Origin of the sequence: Sphingomonas sp. BK345 (genome assembly GCF_014193845.1) — a bacterium.
Taxonomy (GTDB): Bacteria; Pseudomonadota; Alphaproteobacteria; order Sphingomonadales; family Sphingomonadaceae; genus Sphingomonas.
Window position 1 is genome coordinate 671,555 of record NZ_JACHZX010000002.1, and the last position, 21,693, is coordinate 693,247.

At 71.6% G+C, this 21,693-nt stretch carries 21 protein-coding genes; 10 read left to right on the top strand and 11 right to left on the bottom strand.

The annotated features are described in order from the left end of the window. Window position 1 precedes the first annotated feature (1 nt). From trpC to FHY03_RS08360, 3 genes are read right to left on the bottom strand one after another with little or no spacing between them, the layout of a single operon-like run. Complete coding sequence (gene trpC / locus FHY03_RS08350) at window positions 2-787, bottom strand: indole-3-glycerol phosphate synthase TrpC (RefSeq protein ID WP_183929989.1); 786 nt, start codon at window positions 785-787, stop codon at window positions 2-4. Continuing rightward, window positions 784-1,761, bottom strand: coding sequence for an anthranilate phosphoribosyltransferase (gene trpD / locus FHY03_RS08355; RefSeq protein ID WP_221190101.1), 978 nt, complete (start codon window positions 1,759-1,761; stop codon window positions 784-786). Before trpD ends, trpC begins: the two co-directional genes overlap by 4 nt. Window positions 1,762-1,775: 14 nt before the next feature. After that, entirely contained in the window at window positions 1,776-2,366 is a 591-nt protein-coding gene (locus FHY03_RS08360) for an aminodeoxychorismate/anthranilate synthase component II (RefSeq protein WP_183929993.1), read from the bottom strand. 159 nt (window positions 2,367-2,525) lie between these two features. On the opposite strand from FHY03_RS08360, the gene FHY03_RS08365 reads away from it, so the two are divergent. Next, window positions 2,526-2,957: a hypothetical protein gene (locus FHY03_RS08365; protein WP_183920488.1), complete on the top strand. Its 432-nt coding sequence runs from the start codon at window positions 2,526-2,528 to the stop codon at window positions 2,955-2,957. A 198-nt stretch (window positions 2,958-3,155) separates the two neighbouring features. On the opposite strand, the gene FHY03_RS08370 is transcribed toward FHY03_RS08365, so the two are convergent. Beyond that, window positions 3,156-4,664, bottom strand: a complete 1,509-nt coding sequence (locus tag FHY03_RS08370) for a chorismate-binding protein (RefSeq protein ID WP_311721342.1) — start codon at window positions 4,662-4,664, stop codon at window positions 3,156-3,158. Next, on the bottom strand, window positions 4,648-6,579 hold the full coding sequence (locus FHY03_RS08375) for a peptidylprolyl isomerase (protein ID WP_183920485.1): 1,932 nt from the start codon (window positions 6,577-6,579) through the stop codon (window positions 4,648-4,650). Before FHY03_RS08375 ends, FHY03_RS08370 begins: the two co-directional genes overlap by 17 nt. A gap of 110 nt (window positions 6,580-6,689) precedes the next feature. Between FHY03_RS08375 and tpiA the strand changes: the two genes are divergently transcribed. Next, a complete protein-coding gene (tpiA, locus tag FHY03_RS08380; RefSeq protein ID WP_183920483.1) occupies window positions 6,690-7,436 on the top strand; it encodes a triose-phosphate isomerase in 747 nt (248 codons plus the stop codon). Between the two features lie 220 nt (window positions 7,437-7,656). Here tpiA and FHY03_RS08385 read toward each other — a convergent pair whose 3' ends face one another. After that, complete coding sequence (locus FHY03_RS08385) at window positions 7,657-9,042, bottom strand: M17 family metallopeptidase (RefSeq protein WP_183929998.1); 1,386 nt, start codon at window positions 9,040-9,042, stop codon at window positions 7,657-7,659. A 77-nt stretch (window positions 9,043-9,119) separates the two neighbouring features. Here FHY03_RS08385 and trxB point away from each other — a divergent pair, with 77 nt between their 5' ends. Further along, window positions 9,120-10,088, top strand: coding sequence for a thioredoxin-disulfide reductase (gene trxB / locus FHY03_RS08390; protein ID WP_183920479.1), 969 nt, complete (start codon window positions 9,120-9,122; stop codon window positions 10,086-10,088). A 3-nt stretch (window positions 10,089-10,091) separates the two neighbouring features. Here the strand turns inward: trxB and FHY03_RS08395 are convergent, their stop codons facing one another. Beyond that, entirely contained in the window at window positions 10,092-10,349 is a 258-nt protein-coding gene (locus FHY03_RS08395) for an acyl carrier protein (protein ID WP_183920477.1), read from the bottom strand. Between the two features lie 160 nt (window positions 10,350-10,509). Between FHY03_RS08395 and FHY03_RS08400 the strand changes: the two genes are divergently transcribed. Continuing rightward, window positions 10,510-11,997 carry an acyl-CoA ligase (AMP-forming), exosortase A system-associated gene (locus FHY03_RS08400; protein ID WP_183930000.1) on the top strand — a complete coding sequence of 496 codons (1,488 nt, stop codon included), beginning with the start codon at window positions 10,510-10,512 and terminating at the stop codon, window positions 11,995-11,997. Then, window positions 11,994-13,217 (top strand): pyridoxal-dependent decarboxylase, exosortase A system-associated, encoded by a 1,224-nt coding sequence (locus tag FHY03_RS08405; RefSeq protein WP_183920473.1) that lies wholly within the window; start codon window positions 11,994-11,996, stop codon window positions 13,215-13,217. The genes FHY03_RS08400 and FHY03_RS08405 overlap by 4 nt, the downstream gene beginning before the upstream one ends. 34 nt (window positions 13,218-13,251) lie before the next feature. On the opposite strand, the gene FHY03_RS08410 is transcribed toward FHY03_RS08405, so the two are convergent. From FHY03_RS08410 to FHY03_RS08420, 3 genes are all read right to left on the bottom strand, one after another. Next, complete coding sequence (locus FHY03_RS08410) at window positions 13,252-14,199, bottom strand: alpha/beta hydrolase (protein ID WP_183930002.1); 948 nt, start codon at window positions 14,197-14,199, stop codon at window positions 13,252-13,254. 179 nt (window positions 14,200-14,378) lie between these two features. Beyond that, window positions 14,379-15,455, bottom strand: coding sequence for a 1,9-bis(guanidino)-5-aza-nonane synthase (locus tag FHY03_RS08415; protein WP_132907840.1), 1,077 nt, complete (start codon window positions 15,453-15,455; stop codon window positions 14,379-14,381). A gap of 102 nt (window positions 15,456-15,557) precedes the next feature. Next, window positions 15,558-16,790: a type III PLP-dependent enzyme gene (locus FHY03_RS08420; RefSeq protein WP_183920467.1), complete on the bottom strand. Its 1,233-nt coding sequence runs from the start codon at window positions 16,788-16,790 to the stop codon at window positions 15,558-15,560. Between the two features lie 173 nt (window positions 16,791-16,963). On the opposite strand from FHY03_RS08420, the gene FHY03_RS08425 reads away from it, so the two are divergent. Then, on the top strand, window positions 16,964-17,938 hold the full coding sequence (locus FHY03_RS08425; protein WP_311721355.1) for a threonine/serine dehydratase: 975 nt from the start codon (window positions 16,964-16,966) through the stop codon (window positions 17,936-17,938). Continuing rightward, a complete protein-coding gene (locus FHY03_RS08430) occupies window positions 17,935-18,114 on the top strand; it encodes a hypothetical protein (RefSeq protein WP_183920463.1) in 180 nt (59 codons plus the stop codon). Before FHY03_RS08425 ends, FHY03_RS08430 begins: the two co-directional genes overlap by 4 nt. 305 nt (window positions 18,115-18,419) lie before the next feature. On the opposite strand, the gene FHY03_RS08435 is transcribed toward FHY03_RS08430, so the two are convergent. Next, window positions 18,420-19,076: an alpha/beta hydrolase gene (locus FHY03_RS08435; protein ID WP_132907843.1), complete on the bottom strand. Its 657-nt coding sequence runs from the start codon at window positions 19,074-19,076 to the stop codon at window positions 18,420-18,422. A gap of 198 nt (window positions 19,077-19,274) precedes the next feature. On the opposite strand from FHY03_RS08435, the gene FHY03_RS08440 reads away from it, so the two are divergent. From FHY03_RS08440 to FHY03_RS08450, 3 genes are read left to right on the top strand one after another with little or no spacing between them, the layout of a single operon-like run. Then, a complete protein-coding gene (locus FHY03_RS08440) occupies window positions 19,275-20,258 on the top strand; it encodes a cysteine desulfurase family protein (protein WP_409314175.1) in 984 nt (327 codons plus the stop codon). Beyond that, window positions 20,255-21,331 carry a cysteine desulfurase family protein gene (locus tag FHY03_RS08445; RefSeq protein ID WP_183930006.1) on the top strand — a complete coding sequence of 359 codons (1,077 nt, stop codon included), beginning with the start codon at window positions 20,255-20,257 and terminating at the stop codon, window positions 21,329-21,331. Before FHY03_RS08440 ends, FHY03_RS08445 begins: the two co-directional genes overlap by 4 nt. After that, complete coding sequence (locus FHY03_RS08450; protein WP_183930008.1) at window positions 21,328-21,639, top strand: 2Fe-2S iron-sulfur cluster-binding protein; 312 nt, start codon at window positions 21,328-21,330, stop codon at window positions 21,637-21,639. The genes FHY03_RS08445 and FHY03_RS08450 overlap by 4 nt, the downstream gene beginning before the upstream one ends. Window positions 21,640-21,693 lie beyond the last annotated feature (54 nt).

Below are 21,693 nucleotides of genomic sequence, written 5' to 3' on the forward strand. Positions count from 1 at the left end.
CTCAGCCGACCAGCGCGTGCGTCGCTGCCGTGACATCGGCCTGGCGCATCAGCGCCTCGCCGATCAGGAAGCAGTGGACGCCGTGGCCTGCGAGCGAGTCGAGGTCGGCGCGGGTGCTCAGCCCGCTCTCCGCGACCAGAAGCGTGTCCGCGGGCACGCGCGCCGCCAGCTCCCAGGTGCGCCGCACGTCGACCTCGAAGCTGCGTAGGTCGCGATTGTTCACCCCGATCAGCCGCGAGCGCAGTCGCGCCGCGCGCTCCAGCTCGGCGGCGTCGTGCACCTCGACCAACACGTCGAGCCCCTGCTCGATCGCCGCAGCCTCGCACTCAGCGAGCAGCGTGTCGTCGAGCGCGGCGACGATCAGCAGGATCGCATCGGCACCGATGCTGCGCGCCTCCAGCGCCTGCCACGGATCGACTGTGAAGTCCTTGCGCAGCACGGGCCGGTCGCAGGCGGCGCGCGCAGCGATCAGATACTCCTCACGCCCCTGAAAATACGGCGCATCGGTCAGCACCGAGAGGCAGGAGGCGCCCCCCGCGGCGTAAGCACGTGCGTGCGCCGGCGGATCGAAGTCCTCGCGGATCAGACCTTTCGACGGACTGGCCTTCTTGATCTCGGCGATCAGCGCGTGCCGACCGGCGGCGACGCTCCGCTCCAGCGCCGAGCGGAAGCCGCGCGGCGCCGTCTGTGCCGCGGCGCGCTCGCGCAACGCGCTGTCGCTCACGGCGGCACGGCGCGCGCGCACCTCGTCTCGCTTGGTAGCGCAGATATCGGCGAGGATGGTCATGCGTAGGCGATCCAGCGGTCGAGCAGCGCGCCCGCGTCGCCGCGGTCGAGCGCCTCGGCGGCGCGCGCCGCGCCATCGGTAAGGGAGGAGTCGCGTCCGGCGAGGACCAACGCCGCGGCGGCGTTGACGAGCACCGCGTCGCGGTAGGCGCCGCGCTCACCGCGCAGCAGCTGGCGCAGCGCCAGCGCGTTATAGGTCGGATCGCCGCCGCGGATCGCCAGCGTGGGGTGGCGGGCGACGCCCGCGTCCTCGGGGATGATCCGCGACGGCAGCGCCACCGCGCCGATCGATACCACGTGCGTCGGGCCGGCCCCGGAGATCTCGTCGAGCCCCTCCTCGCCCGCGACGACCAGCGCCGCCTCGCTGCCGAGCTGTGCCAGCGCCTCGGCGTAGATCGGGGCGTAATCCGGCCGCGCGATGCCGATCAGCTGGCGCGTGACGTGCGCCGGATTGGCGAGCGGTCCCATCAGGTTGAAGATCGTGCGCCGCCCGACCTTGCGGCGGATCGGGGTGATGCGCCGCATCGCCGGATGGTGGTTGCCGGCGAAGAGGAAGCAGATGCCGAGGTCGCGCAGCGTCGCCTCCGCCTGCGCGCCGGCGCGCTCCATGTTCAGCCCCAGCGCCTCGAGCGTGTCGGCCGCGCCAGCCTTGGACGAGGCGGCACGGTTGCCGTGCTTGGCGACGGGCACGCCGCACGCCGCGACGACGAGGCTCACCGCGGTCGACACGTTGAGGGTGTGCTGGCCGTCCCCGCCGGTGCCGCAGACGTCGATGGCGTCCGGCGGCGCGGTGATCGGGATCATCCGGTCGCGCAGCGCGCGCGCCGCCTCGGCGATCTCGACGCTGGTCTCGCCGCGCAGCGCCAATTGGAGCAGGAAATCGGCGATCGCCTCGTCGCTCGCGCGCGCGTCGAGGATATCGGCGAAGGCCTGCGCCGCACTCTCGCGCGACAGCGGCGAGGCCGGATCGGGCATCAGGGTAACGGTTGTCACGCCGCGGCCCGAGCGACGTGGTCGATTCCGGCGAGCCGCAGGAAATTGGCGATCAGCGCGTGGCCGTGTTGGGTGGCGATGCTCTCGGGGTGGAACTGCACGCCGTGGATCGGCAACTCGCGGTGGCGCAGCCCCATCACCGAGGCGTCCTCCGCGGTCGCATTGACGGCGAGCGCGTCGGGCACGTCGGTGACGATCAGCGAGTGGTAGCGCGTCGCGGTGAACGGCGAGGGCAGTCCCTCGAACACGCCGGTGCCGTCATGCTCGACCGGGCAGGTCTTGCCGTGCATCAGGCCACCGCGCACGACGTGCCCGCCGAAATGCTGGCCGATCGCCTGGTGGCCGAGGCACACCCCGAACAACGGCCGGCGCGCCTCCGCGCAGGCGGCGACCAGCTCGAGGCTGACCCCGGCCTCGTTGGGCGTGCACGGCCCAGGCGAGATCAGGATCGCGCGGGCGCCGCTCCCCAGCGCCTCCGCCGCGGTCAGCTCGTCGTTGCGCACCACGCGCACCTCGGCGCCCAGCTCCATGACGTAATGGACCAGGTTCCAGGTAAAGCTATCGTAATTGTCGACCACCAGGATCATGCCGCATGCCATAACCGATGCGGTGCGCATCGCAACACGCCGCTGCGCCGCGATGGCGAAAGGATTCTTGCGCGGCGGCAAACAATCGACATAGCGCGGCCATCACTCGCGCGGAGCCAGCGGCTATGGCACGCGTTGTGGTTAGCGAGGAGAAGGTCGATGCTGCGTACGCTAGTCGTGATGGTCGCCGGTCTCGCGCTGCCGCTCACCGCCGCGGCGCAGACCGAGAGCGCGGGAGATACCGGGCGCACGCCGCAGCGCGTGCGCAGCGTGACACTCTCGGGCAATGAGCAATGTCCCAAGTCGCAGGGCGACGAGGTGGTGGTGTGCAGCCGCATCAACCCCGACGAGCAGTTCCGCATTCCCAAGGAGCTACGCAACACCGCCGAGCCGGCGGCGAAGAACCAGGCCTGGACCAACCGCGTCGCGGTCGCGGACCGCGCCAGCCGGGTCAACGGCGGCGTGCCAGACAGCTGTTCGCCCGTCGGTGCCGCGGGCCAGTCTGGCTGCGCACTCGCGATTAACAACGCCTTCGCCGCCGAGAAGCGCGCCGCCGAGAAGAACGACTCGATGATCCCAGGCGGGCGTTGACGCCAGTCTGGCGCGCTGCTCACTCCGCCTGGCGCCCGTTATCCCGGTGTTGGGCCGGGATTCCTCCTAGGCAAAGCGCGACGGCGGTCGCATGTGCGGCGCGATGGATCTCGGCCTCCTACCGGGACCGCGACGATCTCGTACTATCTCTGCGAAATAGCGACGCGGCGAACGCTCGCGTTCGCGCTGGTCAGTCCATCATTGCCCGAACCCGGGCTCGCTCGCCTGGCGGATAGCCTCGCGCGCGGCGGCGAGGAGCGCGCCTGACTTGGCCTCGCACTCGCGCTGCTCGGAGGCGGCATCGCTGTCGGCGACGATGCCCGCGCCTGCCTGGACGTGGATCATGCCGTCCTTCACCACCGCGGTGCGCAGCACGATGCAGGAGTCCATCGAGCCATCGGGCGAGAAATAGCCGACCCCGCCGGCATAGGCGCCGCGCTTCTCCGGCTCGAGCTCGGCGATGATCTGGCACGCGCGGACCTTGGGGGCACCGCTCACCGTGCCCGCTGGGAAGCCGGCGAACAGCGCGTCGATCGCGTCGTGCCGGGGATCGAGCCGGCCCACCACGTTCGAGACGATGTGCATGACGTGACTGTAGAATTCGATGCCGTAGCTGTCGGTCACCTGCACCGTGCCCGCCGCGGCGACGCGCCCGACGTCGTTGCGGCCGAGATCGAGCAGCATGAGATGTTCGGCGCGCTCCTTCGGGTCGGCGAGCAGGCTGTCGCGGTTGGCGGCGTCCTCCGCCGCGGTGCGGCCGCGCGGGCGCGTGCCGGCGATCGGGCGGATCGTCACCTCGCCGTCGCGCGCGCGCACCAGGATCTCGGGGCTGGAGCCCGTCAGCGCGAAGCCGGGCAGGTCGAGATGGTAGAGGAAGGGCGACGGGTTGATCCGCCGCAGCGCGCGGTACAGCTCGAACGCCGGGAGCGGGAAGGACGCGGTGAAGCGCTGCGCCAGCACCACCTGGAAGATGTCGCCCGCGGCGATATAGTCCTTCGCCGCGGCCACCATCTCGCCGTAGCGTCCCGGCGGCAGCACCGGCGCGAGCGCCAGCTCGGTCGCGTCGGTCCGGGCCGGCGCGGGCAGAGCGCCGCGCGCCAGCCGCGCCTCGACGGCGTCGAGCCGCTCCTCGGCGCGCGCCACCACCTTGTCCGGCTTCTCTTCCCCGGGCCACACCGGCGCGACGAGGAAGAGCGCGTCGGCGAGCCGGTCGAACACCAGCACCACGGTCGGGCGAACGAACATCAGGTCGGGCAGGCCGAGCGAGTCGACCGGCGCGGCGGGCAGCTTCTCGACAAGCCCCACCGTCTCATAGCCGAAATAGCCGACGAGACAGGCGAGTGCGCCGGGCAGCTCGGCCGGCACGTCCATGCGAATGCTCGCCACCAGCGTGCGCAGCGCCGCCAGCGTCGGCTCGGCGCACTGCGCGAAGGCGGCGCGATCGTTGAGCCAGTCTCGGTTGATCTCCGCGCGCTCGCCCTGCGCGCGCATCACAAGGTCGGGGGCGAGCCCGATCAGGCTGTAGCGACCGCGCACCGCGCCGCCCTCGACCGACTCGAGCAGGAAGTCGCCGCGCCCGGGCTCGATCAGCTTGAGCGCGGCGGCGACGGGGGTCTCGGTGTCGGCGATGTGGCGGCGCCACACCAGCGCGGGGCGGCCCTCCGCCAGTGCGGCGTGTGCCGCTGCGGCGCTACTGCGCCCCGCCACCGACGAGGTCCTGCTTGAGCTGCGCGATGGCGTCGTCGAAGCGCTTGGCGCCCTGAAGCTTGGCCACCGCGTTGGCGAATTGCTGGGCATATTCCGGGCCGATCGCGCGACCGAGATCGGCGCGGGTGGCCTGGATCAGCGGCGGCTGCTTGCGCGCGTCTCCCGGCACGACCTGGTCGAGCTTGAGCACTAGCCAGCCCTTGCCGTCGGGCGACGGCACCGCGCGCGCGCTGCCCGGCGCCATGCTGAACAGCGCGGCGAGCACCGGGTTGACCTGGCCACGCGCGGTGATCTCGCCGCGCGACGCGCTGATCGGCTGCACCGGCGGCGCTTTCACTCCGGCCGACGACAGCGCCGCCGGCAGCGCGGCGCCGCCGTTGACCTTGGTCACCAGCGCGCTGGCCGCCTGCTGCGCCGCCTTGGCGGCGCGATCGGCGGTGAGATCGGCGATGACGCGCGGGCGCGCCACGGCGAGCGGCACCGGGGTCGGCTGCACCACGCGGTCGAGCGCGACCACCGCGAAGCTGCCGTCCTCGCCGAGGTTGACCGTGGTCGGCGTGTCGCCCTCCTCGGCCGCAAAGGCGGCCGCGACGATCGGCGTCATGCCCGGGTCGGCCGGGGTCTGCGGCTGGTCGGGGTTGGTGCCGTTCTGCAGCAGCGCCGGCGTGGTCTGCGCGCTGAGCTTCTGGTCGTTCACCACCTCGCTAATGTTGGCGTTGTCGGCGAGCGAGTCGTCGACCTTGTCGCGGATCGCGCCGATCGCCGCCTTGGTCTTGCTCGCGCGCAGCTGGGTGATCAGCTCGTCGCGCGCCTGCGTCAGCGTCTTGCCGGGATCCTGGGTGACCTTGTCGACGCGCGCGACGACGAAGCCGATCGCGCCGCGCACCGGACCGACCACCGCGCCGCTCGCCGCGGCCGCGATCGCCTGCGCCACCGCGGGCGAGGTCTGCGTGGCGAGCGCGCCCTGATCGGCACCCGAGATCGTGCGCGGCTCCAGTCCGCCGGCGCGCGCCGCGGCGGCGAGCGGCGTGCCCGCCTTCACCTTCGCGGCGAGCGCGCGCGCCGCCTTCTCGTCGAGCACGGTCACCAGCGTGACGTCACGCAGCGTCTTGGGCGCGTAGGTCGCCTTGGCGGCGTCATAGGCCTTCTGCACCTCGGCGTCGCTCGGCGTCACTTGGCCGGCGACCTGCTGCGGGCCGACGACGGCATAGCGGATCACGCGCCGCTCGGGCGTGGTGTAGCGGGCGACGTTGCGCTGATACCATTGCTGCACCTCCGCGTCGCTCGGCGCGGCGCCACTGGGCGTTGCCGGCACGAACGCGACCTCGCCGGTGCGGCGCTCGAGCAGCAGCGAGGCGTAGGTCAGCGCCAGCTGCTGCGGCACCTGATGCGCGCCGATCGTCGGCTGGGTGAGGAACTGCACCATGATCTGGCGCGCGAACTGCGCCTGCACCTGCGCGTCGGTGAAGCCGCGCTGCGCGATCAGCCGCTCATAGGCCTGCTGGTCGAACTGCCCCGTCGCGCCCGCGAAGGCGGGGATCGCCTTGAGCTCGCTGCCGATCAGCGCGCGGCTGACGCGCATGCCCTGATCGCGCCCGAACGTCTCGAGCGCGAGCGCGCTGACGTTGCGGTTTATAACCGCGTCGAGCCCGCCGAGCTGTACGAATTGCGCCATGTCGAGCGTCGGCTGCTCCTGCCGCGCCTGGGTGAGCTCGTCACGCGCCTGCTGGCGGACGTCCGCGGCGGTGACGCTCTCGCCGCCGACGCTCGCAATCGGGTGGCCGACCAGCCCGGTGCTGCTCGCCAGCCCGGTCACATCGCCCGCGGCGAAGGCGAGCGCGATGACGATCAGGACGCCGAAGGTGACGATCACGCCGACCTTGGAGTGGATGATGCCGCGGAAGAAGGTGAGCATAAGCGAGCGGGGACCGGATGAAGGAGAACGCCGCGTCCTAGGGACAAGCCGAGGTGGCATCAAGCCGCGAGGCCGGTTATCGCGGAGCCGAAACGAGAAGGGGGAGCGGGATGACGCGTCGCAAGCTGGTCGCCGGCAACTGGAAGATGAACGGCAGCCGCGCCGCGCTGGGCGAGCTCGAGGCGATCGCCGCCGCGGCGGCCGCGACTCCGGCAGTGGACGTGATGGTGGCGGTGCCGTTCACGCTGATCGCGCCGGCGTCGGAGCGTGTGCCCGCGCTCATGATCGGTGCCGAGGACGTGCACGAGGCCGACAGCGGCGCGCACACCGGCTGCGTCTCGGCCGCGATGGTGCGCGAGGCGGGGGCTCGCTTCACCATCGTGGGTCACTCCGAGCGGCGCCACGACCAGCATGAGACCAGTCAGGACGCCTGGGCCAAGGCCGCCGCGGCGCATCGCCACGGCTTGCAGGTGATCCTGTGCTGCGGCGAGACCGGCGCCGAGCGCGACGCGGGTCGCGCCGAACGCGTCGTGCAGGCGCAGATCGAGAAGTCGCTGCCCGAGAATGCCGCGGGCAACTGGCTCACGCTCGCCTATGAGCCGCGCTGGGCGATCGGCACGGGCGCGACCCCGACGCTCGACGATATCGCAGCGATCCACGCGATCGCACGCGCCAAGATGCGCAAGCTGATCGGCGACGCGGCGAGCGGGGTGCGGATCCTCTACGGCGGTTCGGTCACGGGCGACAACGCGCGCGCAATCATGGCAACTCCGGACGTGGACGGCGCGCTGGTCGGCGGCGCGAGCCTCACCGCGGCCAAGTTCGTGCCGATCATCGCCGCCGCGGCGGCAGTGTAGGGCGCGCGCGACGCGCTACACTCGCGCTTAAGGAAGGTAGAACGACACGGGCGGAACGCTCTTCCGCTTCCGTCATCCCGGACTTGGTCCGGGATCTACTCTTCCGCGAGAGCAACGCTTTCCGGAGGTGCAGCACGGTGGATCCCGGACCAAGTCCGGGATGACGAATTGATTGAGCGTTGGGGGAGCTTGAAGGTGCTGCCCTCCCCAACCGCTCACCTCAGCCGAACCGCGCCTTCAGCAGCGCATAGGCGGCGCGTAACCCATAGGCCTCGCCGCCGCGCGGTCGAGCCGGCTTGGCGGTCGGGCGCCAGGCGAAGGTGTCGAGATGCGCCCAGGGCAGCGTCGCCGGCACGAAGCGGCGCAGAAACAGCGCCGCGGTGATCGCTCCCGCGAAGCCGCCATCGGGCGCGTTGACCAGGTCGGCCACGTCCGACTTGAGCATCTCCTCATACCCGCCCCACAGGGGCAAGCGCCACAGCGGGTCGCGTACCTGCTCCGCCGCGCCGAGCAGATCGGCGGCGAGCGTCTCATCCTGAACGAAGGTGGCGGGCAGGTCCGGCCCGAGGGCGACTCGCGCGGCGCCGGTCAGCGTCGCGAAGTCGATCAGCAGGTCGGGCGCATCCTCCACCGCGCGCGCCAGCGCGTCGCCCAGTATCAGCCGGCCCTCGGCATCGGTATTGGTGTTCTCCACCGTCAGCCCCAGCCGCGTCTGGAGCACGTCGCCGGGGCGGAAGGCGCTGCCCGAGATCGCATTCTCCACCGCCGGGATCAGCACGTGCAGCCGTACCTTGAGTCGCGCCTGCATCACCAGCCCGGCCAGCGCCAGCGCGTGCGCGGCGCCGCCCATGTCCTTTTTCATCAGCCGCATGCCTGCCGACGGCTTGATGTCGAGCCCGCCTGAGTCGAAGCACACGCCCTTGCCGACCAGTGCCACGCGCGGGTGCGCCGGATCGCCCCACAGCAGCTCGATCAGCCGCGGTGCGCGCTCGCGGCTGGCCGCCTGGCCGACCGCGTGGATCATCGGGTAGCCTGTCGCCAGCGCATCGCCGCGCGTGACGGTGACGCTCGCACCATGCGCCCGGGCCAGCCCGTCCGCCTCGGCCTCCAGCTCGGCGGGGCCGAGGTCGCTCGCACCGGTGTCGACCAGGTCGCGCACGCGCGCGGTCGCGCTGGCGAGGCGCACCGTCTCGTCGACCGCCCCGACATCGCTGGTCAGCAGCACGCGCGGCCGCGCCGGCTCGGGCTTGCGATAGCGCGTGAAGCGATGCTGCGAGAGCAGCCAGCCGAGCCCGGCGGCGCCGAGCGGGGTCTCGCCGGCGAGCCGGTAGCTGCCCTCGGGCAGCGTGTCCCCCAGCGAGGCGATCCGCCACGGCGACGACGGCTCCTCGTCGCACACCAGCAACGCGGCCCAGTCTTCGGCGCCGTCACCGGGCAGGATCGCGCGGTCGCCAGCCTTGCCCGTCACCCGCGCCGCCGTCGCGGCGGTGCGCGCCCGCGCCGGCTGGATGGCGAGCCAGGCGTCATACGCGTCAGGGTGGACGACGTGGAGCAGCCGCGCGGGCTGGCCACGATCGGGCTGGAGGAGCGCGGAAAAGTCGGTCATCGCGCGACCAAAGCAGGACTTGGGCGCCCGCGCAACGCGCGGTTCCCTTCGCGCGACCGGCACCTTACATCGCCGCCATGACCACGCACACGACTCGCATGCTGATCCTCGGTTCGGGCCCCGCCGGGCTCTCGGCGGCCATCTACGGCGCGCGCGCCGGCATGGCGCCGATCGTCGTCCAGGGCATCCAGCCCGGCGGCCAACTCACCACCACCACCGACGTCGAGAACTATCCCGGCTTTCGCGAGGTGATCCAAGGCCCCTGGCTCATGGAGCAGATGCAGGCGCAGGCGGAGCATGTCGGCACGCGGCTGATGTGGGACACGATCGTCGAGGTCGACCTGACCCGCCGCCCGTTCCGCCTGATCGGCGACGGCGGCGACGTCTACGAGGGCGAGGTGCTGGTGATCGCCACTGGCGCGCAGGCCAAGTGGCTCGGGCTCGACAGCGAGGATGCGATGAAGGGCAAGGGCGTCAGCGCCTGCGCCACCTGCGACGGCTTCTTCTACCGCGGCAAGAAGGTCGCGGTGATCGGCGGGGGCAATACCGCGGTCGAGGAGGCGTTGTACCTTACCAATCACTCGGACGACGTGACCCTGATCCACCGCCGCGACTCGCTACGCGCAGAGCGCATCCTGCAGCAGCGGCTATTCGCACACCCCAACGTGACGGTGCTCTGGAACAAGGAAGTGCGCGAGTTCGTCGACGGCGGCGGGAATGCCGGCCTCGTCGCGCTCGAGCTGGAAGACACGCGGACAGGCGAGCATTCGCGGCTCGACGTCGACGGCGGCTTCGTCGCGATCGGCCACCATCCCGCGACCGAGCTGTTCCGCGGGCATCTCGCGCTCGACGAGGATGGCTATATCGCGGTCGAGACCGGCTCGACGCGCACCAGCGTGCCCGGCGTGTTCGCCTGCGGCGACGTGATGGACAAGGTGTATCGTCAGGCGGTCACCGCCGCGGGCACCGGCTGCATGGCCGCGCTCGACGCCGAGCGCTTCCTCGCCGCCGTGGAGTTCGCCGAGGTGAGCGAGGCGGCGGAATAAGGTTCAGACCAGCGCCTTGCTCGCGGCGAAGCGGGTCAGCGCGCCGAACGTCTCGAGCATCTCGCCGTCGACCTCGTCGTCCTCGATGACGATGCCGAGCCGGTCCTCCAGCTCGGTGAGCACGCCCGCGACCGCCATCGAGTCGAGCTCCGGCAATGCGCCGAACAGCGGCGTGTCGGCGCGGAAGGTGTCGACCCGCTCGGGGGACAGCGCCAGCACGTCGGCGAGCACCGCGCGCACCGTGGTCTCGACCTCACTCATGCCTTCCGGGATCACGCTGCCTCCTCGCTGGCGCCGCGGCAAGCGGCGATGCGCGCGGCGTTAGGCGGCGGCGCGATGGAGCGCAACCGGGTCGCTTTCCACCACGCGCGACGACGCGGGCGCTACTGTCCGCGCGTGATCCGCTCTAGGGGATGATGTCATGGTTCCGCTCGATCCCGTCCCGTCGTCGATCGATCACGTTCTGCGCGGCGAGCCGGACACGATCGCATTGGTCGATCGCGCCGGCACGCTCGATTATACCGCGGCGGAGGAGGCGGTGGCGCGGCTCGCCGGCTGGCTCGCCGCGCAACGGCTCGCGCCCGGCACCCGCGTCGCCACCTGGCTGCCGAAGACGCGTGAGGCGTGCTGGATGCCGCTTGCCGCGGCGCGGGCGGGGCTGGTCCACGTGCCGATCAACCCGCTGCTCAAGCGCGCGCAGATCGCGCACATCCTCGCTGACAGCGGCGCCGCGCTGCTGGTCACGCACGCCCCGCGCGCCACCACGCTGGAGAACGGCGACCTGCCCCCCGGTTGCGCGCTCCACGTCGAAGCTGGGCAGGGCGACGCCTTGCCCCGTTCGCGCGCCGACCCGGACACGCTCGCGGCGCTGCTCTACACATCGGGTTCGACCGGTCGCCCCAGGGGCGTGATGCTGAGCCATGCCAATCTGTGGCTCGGTGCGATCAGCGTGGCGCATTACATGGCACTCACCCCGGACGACCGCGTGCTCGGTGTGCTGCCGCTGAGCTTCGACTACGGCCAAAACCAGCTCCTCTCCACCTGGGCCGCGGGAGCCAGCGTGGCGCCGCTCGACTATCTCACGCCCCGCGACGTGGTGAAGGCGGTGGAGCGGCTTCATATCACCACGCTCGCCGGCGTACCGCCGCTGTGGGTGCAGCTGCTCGAGGCGGAGTGGCCGGAGACGACCGCGGCGCGGCTGCGACGGCTGACCAACTCGGGCGGCGCGCTCACGCCGGCGCTCGTGCGCGGTCTGCGCGCGCGCTTCCCCGACGCACGTCTCTTCCCGATGTACGGGCTGACCGAGGCGTTCCGTTCGACCTATCTCGACCCGGCGCTGGTGGATGATTACCCTGAGTCGATCGGCCGCGCGATCCCCTTCGCCGAGGTGCTCGTGGTCCGTCCGGACGGCGCGCGCGCGGCGACGGACGAGCCCGGCGAGCTGGTCCATGCCGGTCCGCTGGTCGCGCAGGGATATTGGCAGGATGCGGAGCGCACCGCGACGCGCTTCCGCCCTGCGCCCTCCTTCGCGCGCGCAAGCGGCACGGCGGTCTGGTCAGGCGATACGGTGGTGGAGGGCGCCGACGGGCTGCTCCGCTTCGTCGCGCGCGCCGACGAGATGATCAAGACCGCGGGCAACCGCGTCAGCCCGCAGGAGGTCGAGGAAGCGGTCACCGCCGGCGATGAGACGCGCGAGGCGGTCGCGGTCGGTATACCCGACGCGCGGCTCGGGCAGGCGATCCTGGTCGTCGCGCGCGGCGACGGCGGCGCCGACGCGGAACTGCGCGAGCGGTTGAAGCGCGACCTGCCCGGCTTCATGCAGCCGGCGCGCGTCGTGTGGCGCGCCGAGCTGCCGCGCAACGCCAACGGCAAGCTCGACCGCGCCGCGCTACGGGAGGAGTTCGCGTGAAGCCGATGGGTCCGCTGCCGCCCGCCTTCGCACACCAGCAGGGTGTGCTGACGATCGCGGGCGAGGATGCCGCTGCGCTGGTAGCGGCATATGGCTCGCCGCTGTTCGTCTACGACCTGGCCGCGGTCGCGGCGCAGGTGGCGCGTTTCCGTGCGGCGATGCCGGAGGCGATCGGACTTCATTACGCGATCAAGGCCAATCCGTTCGCGCCGCTGCTGGCGGCGATGGCGCCGCTGGTCGACGGGCTCGACGTCGCCTCGGGCGGCGAGCTCGAATGCGCGCTCGCGGTCAAACCCGCCACCGCGGTGAGCTTCGCCGGACCGGGCAAGCGCGACGACGAGCTCGCCGCGGCGATAGCGGCGGGGGCGACGCTCAACATCGAGTCGGCGGGGGAGGCGCGGCGCGCGCTCGCGGCAGGCGAGCGGCTCGGCATCGCGCCGCGCGCGGCGGTGCGGGTCAACCCCGACCTCGAGCTGCGCGGCTCGGGGATGAAGATGGGAGGGCGTGCCTCACCGTTCGGGATCGACGCCGAAGAGGCCGCCGCGGTGGTGCGCTCGCTGATCGAGGGCGGTGCGACGTGGCGCGGCTTCCACATCTTCGCGGGCAGCCAGGCGCTCGACGCAGGCGCGCTGATCGAGACCCAGGCGGCGACGCTCGCGCTCGCGGCGCGGCTGGCGGACGCGGTCGGCGCCGCGCCGCCGCTGGTCAATCTGGGCGGCGGCTTCGGCGTGCCCTATTTCGCCGGCGACGTGGCGCTCGACGTCGAACGGGTCGGCGGGGCGCTCGCGGAAGCGCTGTCGCGCCGCGCCGAGGTGCTCGCGGACAGCGGCTTCGCGCTCGAACTGGGGCGCTGGCTGGTGGCGGAGGCGGGGGTGTATCTCACCCGCGTCGTCGACCGAAAGGTGAGCCGCGGCGAGATCTTCCTCGTGGTCGACGGCGGGCTGCACCACCAGCTCGCCGCCTCGGGCAATTTCGGCACCGTGGTGCGGCGCAATTATCCGCTCGCCGTGGGGGGGCGCATGGGCATGGCGGGCGAGGAGGAGGTGAGCGTCGTCGGCTGCCTCTGCACTCCCCTCGACCGATTAGGCGATCGCGTGCTGCTGCCGCGCACGGCGGCGGGCGACGTGGTCGCGGTGTTCCTCGCCGGTGCTTACGGGCTGACGGCGAGCCCGAGCGCGTTCCTCGGCCATCCGGCACCGGCGGAGGTCGTGGTCGGCTAAGCGGCAAAGGTGTTCGTGGGCTGGAACGCCTTAGTCATCCTGCCGTCAGCACCCTCCTGGTCCAGGCGTCGAACAGCTGCGGCCAGTGCGACCCCGGCAGCTCGGGTGGCAGATAGGCTGGGCCGAAGCCATGACCGCCCTCCTGGAAGAAGTGAGCCTCCACCGGCACCTGTGCGGCCTGGCAGGTGGTCAGCATCGCCATCGGCTCGCTCACCGGCACGGTGGTGTCGTCGAGCGCGTGCGCGATGAAGATCGGCGGCGTGTCGCGACGCACCCGCCGGTTCGTGTCGAACCGTGCCGCCGCCCGCGCGCCCACGCGCATCCGGTCGCCCGTGATCACGGGATAGACTAGCCCTGCGAAGGCGGGACGTGCGTCACCCGCATCGGCGGCATCAACGCGATCGTATACCGGGTCCATCGACGCGGTGGCGAGGCTGGCGGCGAGCAGCCCGCCCGCGGAGAAGCCGACCGTCCCCAGCTTCGCCGGATCGACGCCGTAGCGCACCGCGTCGGCGCGGATCAGCCGCATCGCGCGCTGGGCGTCCTGCAAGGGGACGTCCTCGCTCTCCAGCCAGCCCTCGCCCGGCAGGCGATAGGCCAGCACGAAGACAGTGACGCCGAGCGGGTTGAAGACCTTGGCGACGTTGATCCCCTCGTTCTCGACCGAGAGGAAACGATAGCCGCCGCCGGGCATCGATAGCACAGCGCGCCCGTCCGGCCGCGCCGCGCGATAGACGCCGACGACCGGCTCGGCGACGCCGCGCAGGTGCAGCTCGCGGCGCGGTGCATTGCCTTCCATACGGTTGTCGGGGGTGGGCAGGCGGCGCGGCGCGTTGGGCGGCTGTTTGGGCCAGAGCCGGAAGCTCTCGGCGGGCGGCCAGGCGGTGTCCCGCGCTGCTTCCTGCGCGAGCGCCCGCGGCGCGGAAGCGAGTGTCGCCAGCCCGGCGGTCGCGCCCATCATCGTGCGCCGATCGATCCGCATCTGCCCGCTCCCACCGCCATTGTCCGTGTGAGCCGGTCTATGGGATGGCGGAGTGTGTAGGCAAGCGGCAGCCGAGCGCAGGTAAGGGTCGCGCCGGATCCCTCCCAGCGATCCCGACGCGAGAAGGCCCCCGCCGGATCGCTCCGACGGGGGCCTCGTCTTGGGCGCGCGTTACCGCCTCAGGCGAACAGCTTGGCCCAGGCGCGGGTCGGGCGGTCCTTCCACAGCCCGCGGTGATAGGCGTCCGACGCCAGCAGCGGCATCACCGAGCCGGCCTCAGCGAACACCATCTGCTCGATGCCGGTGTTGACCTTGCCCCAGCTCGCCGCCTCCTGCAGCGTCGAGGACGAGCAGGCGCCGTCGCGCACGTCCGCCACGGTGATCTGCACCGCGTACTTGTGCACCGCGACGTCGTCGTGGCCGAGGATCTCGGCGCAGACCACCGTGTCCTGGATAAAGTTCTTCGGCACGCCGCCGCCGATCATCAGCAGGCCGGTGGTGCCCGCCTTGATCTTGATCTCGGTGAGCTCGCGGAAGTCCGCCACCGCGTCGATCATCAGATACGGCTTGCCCGCCTTGGCCGAATCGACCTGGTGCTTGACCAGCCCGAAGCCCGCCGAGCTATCGACGAAGGCCGGGCAGAAGATCGGCACGTCATGCTCATAGGCGAGCTTGACCAGGCTGTTCTCCTTCTTGCCGTGCTCGACGAGATACTTGCCCATCTCGCGAATGAAGGCGCGGCTCGAATAGGCCTTGGGCTCCAGCGACTCCGCGATCTCGAAGATCGTGTGGTCGACGTTCTGGAGCGCCTCCTCGTCGATGTACGTGTCGTAGATACGATCGATGTAGAGCGAGCGCAGCGTGTCGTCGTCGGGGATCTCGAGCGCCTGATAATGCTTGTGGCCGAGGCCCTCGAAGAAATCCATGTCGACGATGGTCGCGCCCGTGGCGACGATCACGTCGACCATGTTGTTGCGCACCAGCTCGGCATACAGGTCCATGCAGCCGCCGGCCGAGGTCGAGCCCGCGATCACCAGACACACCGTGCAGTCCTTGTCGGCCAGCATCTGGTTGTAGATCTTGGTGGCGCGGCCGAGGTCGCGGCTGGTGAAGCTCATGTCGCTCATCGCGTCGACGATCGGGCGCGCGTCGAAGCTCTTGATGTCCACGTGCTTGACCTGCTTGGACAGCAGCTCCGCCTTACGCGTGTCGTTGATCTTCGCCTGGTCGTGCGAGGGGGCGAGGGTATCGGTCATGGGGTGCTCCCATTGGGGTACACGTCGTTCACGGGGACGCGGAAACCCATCTGACGGCGGCACGCCACCGCGCGCCGCCGCCAATTTCTTGAGGTCGTAAGGTTACAGCTTGACGACGTTGCTCGCGACCGCGGGTTCCACCACGGTGTAGAGCGATTCCATCGGCTCGTCGGTCGCGATCACCGTCTCGTCCGAGCCGAAGCCGTTGAACGCGGTGCGCATCGCCGCGCCATAGGCGCCCAGCATGCCGATCTCGACGTAATCGCCGACCGTAATGTCCGCCGGCAGCGGAAAGGGGCCGGGCATATGGTCGAGGTCGTCGCAGGTCGGGCCCCAGAAGCTGAACGGATGGTCGCGGACGGTCGACTCCGGCTCACGCAGCAGCGCCACCGGGTAGCGCCAGCCGATGTGCGCCGCGTCGAACAGCGCGCCATAGGCGCCGTCGTTGATGTACAGCTCCTCGCCGCGGCGTCGCTCGACGCGCACGACCACCGAGCTGTACTCGGCGCAAAGCGCGCGACCCGGCTCGGCCCAAAGCTCGGCCGAATAGCTGATCGGCAAGCTCTCGAACGCGCGGTGGATCGTCTCGAAATAGCGCTCGAGCGGCGGCGGGGTCATGCCCGGATAGGCCGAGGGGAAACCGCCGCCGACGTCGATGACGTCGACCGTCACCGCCGCGCCGACGATCGCCTGGCGCACGCGCTCCATCGCGTTGCTGTACGCCTCGGGCGTCATCGCCTGCGAGCCGACGTGGAAGCAGATGCCGAGCGCGTCCGCCACCTGGCGGGTCGCCAGCAGCAGCTCGCGCGCTTCGTCCGGCGCGACGCCGAACTTCGACGCGAGACTGAGCTTCGAATGCTCCGACGACACGCGCAGCCGCACGCAGAGCGTGAGGTCCGCTGCGCCACGGGTGGCGCGCACGATCTTCGCCAGCTCTTCCATGCTGTCGAGCGAGAAGGTGCGGACGCCGTGCGTGAAGTACGCCTCTGCGATGGCCTCCTCGGCTTTCACCGGGTGCATGAAGCACAACGTCGCCTGCGGCAGCGTGCGGGCGACCAGACGCACCTCGGCGATCGAGGCGACGTCGTACGTCGTCACGCCGTTGTCATACAGCGTCCGTAGCAGCTCGGGGCTCGGGTTCGCCTTGACCGCATACATGGTCCGGCCCGGAAACTTCTCCGTGAAGAAGCGGGCGGCCCGTGCCGCGGCGTGCGGACGAACGATCGTCACCGGCTGGACCGGCTGACGGGCGGCAATGTCGATGGCCCCGGCGACGGAATCGGCGGGAACGGTCGAGAGGGGCGCTAGCCCCAGCGCGCGATGATGCTGGTGCAATTCAAGGGACCTCCAATTGCCTTGCGGCATACGGTGACAAAAAGCTGCCTTGCGGTTGGAAGTCCCATGGGGCAGCGGAGGCGCGAATTAGGATCGCTGGACCGCCTTGTAAAGTGGTTCGGTGGAGGAAAGGTTCAGATGTGACTGTTCTGCGACAACCGACGCGGGCGGGGGTGCGCGACGCTGCCGCCAAGGTCGCTGCCATCCTCCCGCCGACACCGATATTTGTGAGTGAAATCAACGGCGTAAATGTGGTTCTCAAAGCCGAGTCGCTGCAGCCGATCGGCGCCTTCAAGGTGCGCGGCGCGTGGCATCGACTGACCGCCCTGGACGACGAAGCGAGACGTAGAGGCGTCGTGGCGTTCTCCTCGGGCAATCACGCGCAGGGGATCGCCTGGGCGGCGCGCCGGCTCGGCATCGCCGCGACGATCGTGATGCCCGCCGACGCGCCGCGGGCAAAGCGCGAGTCGACGCTCGCGCTCGGCGCCGAGGTGGTCGATTATGACCGCGCGACGCAGAGCCGCGAGGCGATCGCGGCGCGGCTCGCCGAGGCGCGCGGCGCCACGCTGGTGCCGAGCTTCGACGATCCCTGGGTGATCGAGGGGCAGGGCAGCGCCGGCGTCGAGGCGGCGCGGCAGGTGGATGCGCTCGGACTCGGCGCGGTGCGGCGCGTGGTGGTGCCGTGCGGCGGGGGCGGGCTCGCAGCGGGGATCGCGCTGGCGCTGCCCGAGGCGGCGATCACCGTGGTCGAGCCAGAGGGCTGGGACGACATGCGGCGCAGCCTCGAGGCGAGCTGGATCGAGCCCGTCGGCGCCAACCCGCCGCCGACCGCGTGCGACTCGCTCCAGACCAAGGAAGTCTCGCCGCTGACCTTCGACGTGCTGTCGCGCCGCGACGCGACCGGCGTGGCGGTGAGCGAGCACGCGGTACGCGAGGCGCAGCGCTGGGCGGCGGCGCAGCTGCGGCTGGTGATCGAGCCCGGCGGGGCGGTGGCGCTGGCGGCGCTGCTCACGGGACAGGTCGCGGCCGAGCCGGGGACGCTGGCGATCCTCTCGGGCGGCAACGTCGACCTCGACGCCTATGCCGCGGTGCTCGCCGGCGAGCCGGTCGCGGTCGCGGCGGCGCACGGGTCGGTGGAGCCGGTATGACGCCCGCGTTCGGCAGCATCGCCGCGGCGGCGCCGGCCTTGGCGATGCTGGGCGCACTCGCCTGCCTGATCGGCGGGGGCTACCTGATCGCGACCCGGCGCGACCGCACCAAGGGCGTGCTGATGCTCGTGATGGCCGCGGTGCTGGTCGGCAACGTGCTGATCTGGGTGGCGTGAGCGCGACGTCGCGGCGCCAATGTTGCGAATGTTGAGTCGCTGCGCGTTGGAGCGCGGGGCGTATGTTGTGTCGGCGCGGCTGTGAGATGAGGGCGAGGCGCATCCGCGACGCGTACCGCGGCGGCGGTGACGTAGGACAGCGCTTGGCCCTAGCAGAAATCCTCCCCGGCACGGGGAGGAGGACCGCCGGCCGCAGGCCGGTGGTGGAGGGGGGGCTTCCACAGGCGCTATGCTGCGCGGCGAGCCCCCTCCACCACGCCCTGCGGGCGCGGTCCCCCTCCCCGCGAGCGGGGAGGAGTTCGCCCTCACTTGATCGGCGAGTTCGGGTCCAGCCGCATGTCGAGGTAAGTGTCGACCGAACGCATCAGGTCGTCCATCTCATGCTCGAAGAAGTGGTTGGCGCGCGGGATCACGTCGTGGTGGATCGTGATGTGCTTTTGCGTGCGCAGCTTGTCGACCAGCTTCTGCGAGGCGAGCGGGGTCACCACCTCGTCCTCGGCGCCCTGGATGATGATCCCCGACGAGGGGCAGGGCGCCAGGAAGCTGAAGTCGAACATGTTCGCGGGCGGCGCGATCGAGATGAAGCCGCGGATCTCGGGCCGGCGCATCAGCAGCTGCATGCCGATCCAGGCGCCGAAGCCGAAGCCCGCCACCCAGGTGGTCTGCGCCTCGGCGTGGAAGCTCTGCACCCAGTCGAGTGCCGCGGCCGCGTCGGAGAGCTCGCCCACGCCATTGTCGAACACACCCTGGCTCTTGCCGACACCGCGGAAGTTGAAGCGCAGCGTGGCGAAGCCGCGGCGCTGGAAGGTCTTGTAGAGCTCCTGCACGATACGATTGTTCATCGTGCCGCCCGCGTTGGGGTGCGGGTGGAGGATCATCGCGACGGGCGCGCGCGGGCGCGGCGCTGGGGCGAAGCGGCCCTCGATGCGGCCTTCGGGTCCGGGGAAGATGACTTCGGGCATGGTCACTCGTCTGGAGGCGGGGCGTTGGGCCCGGCGAGAAGCGCGCTATATAGGCCACGCGCCCGATAATGGAACGATTGGTTGACCGAACCCCGATCCCTCGACGACACGACCCTGCCTGACGCTCCTCCCGCGGATGCGCCGGTCTACCTCGATCACGCCGCGACCGCGCCGCTCACCAGCGGCGCGCGTACGGCCATGGTCGAGGGGATGACGCATTGGGCCAACCCGTCCTCGCCGCACGCCGCCGGACGCGCCGCGCGCGCCGCGCTGGAGCGCGCGCGCGGGCAGGTGGCGGCGGCCTATGGCTGGCGGCACGAGGCGCTGTTCACCAGCGGCGCCAGCGAGTCGCTCGCGATCGCGCTCGGCCGCGCGGTGGCAGGGCGGCGCGTGGTCAGCGCGGTGGAGCATGACGCGGCGCTGCGCGCCGCGGGGGCGGCTGAGGTGCTGCCGGTCGACCCGCTCGGACGCCTCGACCCGGCATGGATCGGCGACGTAGCGGGCGCGGTGGTGGCGGTGCAATGGTGCAACAGCGAGACCGGGGTACGCCAGCCGATCGCCGCGATCGCCCAAGCGGTGCACGCACGCGGCGGCATCCTGCTCGTCGACGCGGCGCAGATGCCCGCCTCGGACGAGCTCGCCGGGCACGCCGACCTGATCGCGCTGTCGGCGCACAAGCGCGGCGGTCCGCCGGGCATCGGTGCGCTGCTGGTGCGCGACCTGGCCGTGCTCCACCCCAGCGGCGGGCAGGAGCGCGGCTATCGCCCCGGCACCGAGAACCTGCCCGGCGCGCTCGGCTATGCCGCCGCGCTCGCCGAGCCCGAGCCCGACCACGAAGCGCTGCGCGCACGGCTCGACGACCTGATCCGGCGCTCGGGCGGCGAGGTGGTCGGTGAGGGCGCCGAGCGCCACGCGGCGATCGGCTCCTATCGCATGCCCGGTGTCGCCGCGGCGGCGCAGCTGATCCGCTTCGACCTCGACCGCATCGCGGTGTCGGCGGGCAGCGCCTGCGCCAGCGGCAGCCTCAAGCCCAGCCACGTGCTGCGCGCGATGGGCTGGAGCGAGGACGCCGCGCGCGAGGTGGTGCGCGTGAGCTTCGGCCGGACTACCACCGCGGCGGAGGTGGAGCGTTTCGCCGCCGCCTGGCGCGCGGTGGCGCGGACGCGGCGGTTCGCGGCGTGACCTATCTCGACTATCAGGCAACCACGCCGCTCGCGCCCGAGGCGCTGGAGGCGATGCTGCCGTGGCTGCGCGACCAGCATGCCAACCCGCACTCGCCGCACCGCCCCGGCCGCGCCGCGCGCGCCGCGGTGGAGCTCGCGCGCGACCGGGTCGTGGCGCTGCTGCCGCCCGGCGGCCGGGTCGCCTTCACGAGCGGCGCGACCGAGGCGCTCAACTGGGCGATCAAGGGCGCGCCGCCGAGGCGGGTGGTGACGATCGCGACCGAGCATGCCGCGGTGCTCGACAGCGTCGCGGCGCGCGGCGACGCGATCGTGCTGCCGGTCGGCACCGACGGGCTGGTCGATCTCGCCGCGGCCGAGCGCGCGATCGTGCCCGGGGTGGCGCTGGTCGCGGCGATGCTGGTCAACAACGAGGTCGGTGTGATCCAGCCGCTCGACGCGCTGGCGGCGATGGCCAAGCGCGCGGGCGCGCTGCTGCTGTGCGACGCGGTGCAGGGGTTCGGCCGCGTGGCGATCCCCGCCGGCGCCGACCTCGTCGCGGTATCGGCGCACAAGGTGTACGGACCCAAGGGCATCGGCGCGCTGTGGATCCGCGACGGCGTGACGCTCGCGCCGCTGCTTCACGGCGGCGATCAGGAGAGCGGTCGCTCGGGCACGCTCTCGCCCGCGCTGTGCGCCGGTTTTGGCGCGGCGGCGCTGCTGCTTGCCGAGCGGCGCGAGGTCGATGCCGGCCACATCGAGCGGCTGTGGCAAGTAGCGCGCGAGCGATTGCCCGGCTGGACGATCAACGGCGCGACCGAAGCGCGCTACCGCGGCAACCTCAGCGTGCGACGCGGCGCGGTCGACGTGGCGCGGCTGATGAGCGACGTGCGCGACGTCGCCTTCTCGGCCGGGTCGGCCTGTGCCAGCGGCTCGGGGCGGAGCAGCCACGTGCTGCGCGCGCTCGGGCTGAGCGAGGCCGAGGCGCGCAGCACGATCCGGCTCGGCTTCGGCCGCTACACGCGCGAGGACGAGCTCGCGGCGGCGCTCGACCGGCTCGACGCCGCCGCCCGCGCGCAGCGGATCGCGGCGTGAGGGTGCGCTTCACCGATGGCGGCGCGGTGCGCGAGGTGGAGGCGGTGCCGGGCGAGCGGCTGCTCGACGTGGCGCGGCGCGACGGTCAGCCGCTGGAGGGGACCTGCAACGGCGAGCTGGCGTGTGCGACCTGCCACGTCATCGTCGCCGCGGAGGACTTCGATCGACTGCCGCCGGCGAGCGAGGAGGAGGAGGACATGCTCGACCTCGCCCCCGACGCGCGGCGCACCAGCCGGCTCGCCTGCCAGATCGTGCTGACCCCCGCGCTGGATAAGCTTTCGGTTCGATTACCAACAAGTTCAGCATAAGTGCAGCGCGACTCCGCGATGGTCCTCGCACAGGGACATGTGAGGAGTGTTGCA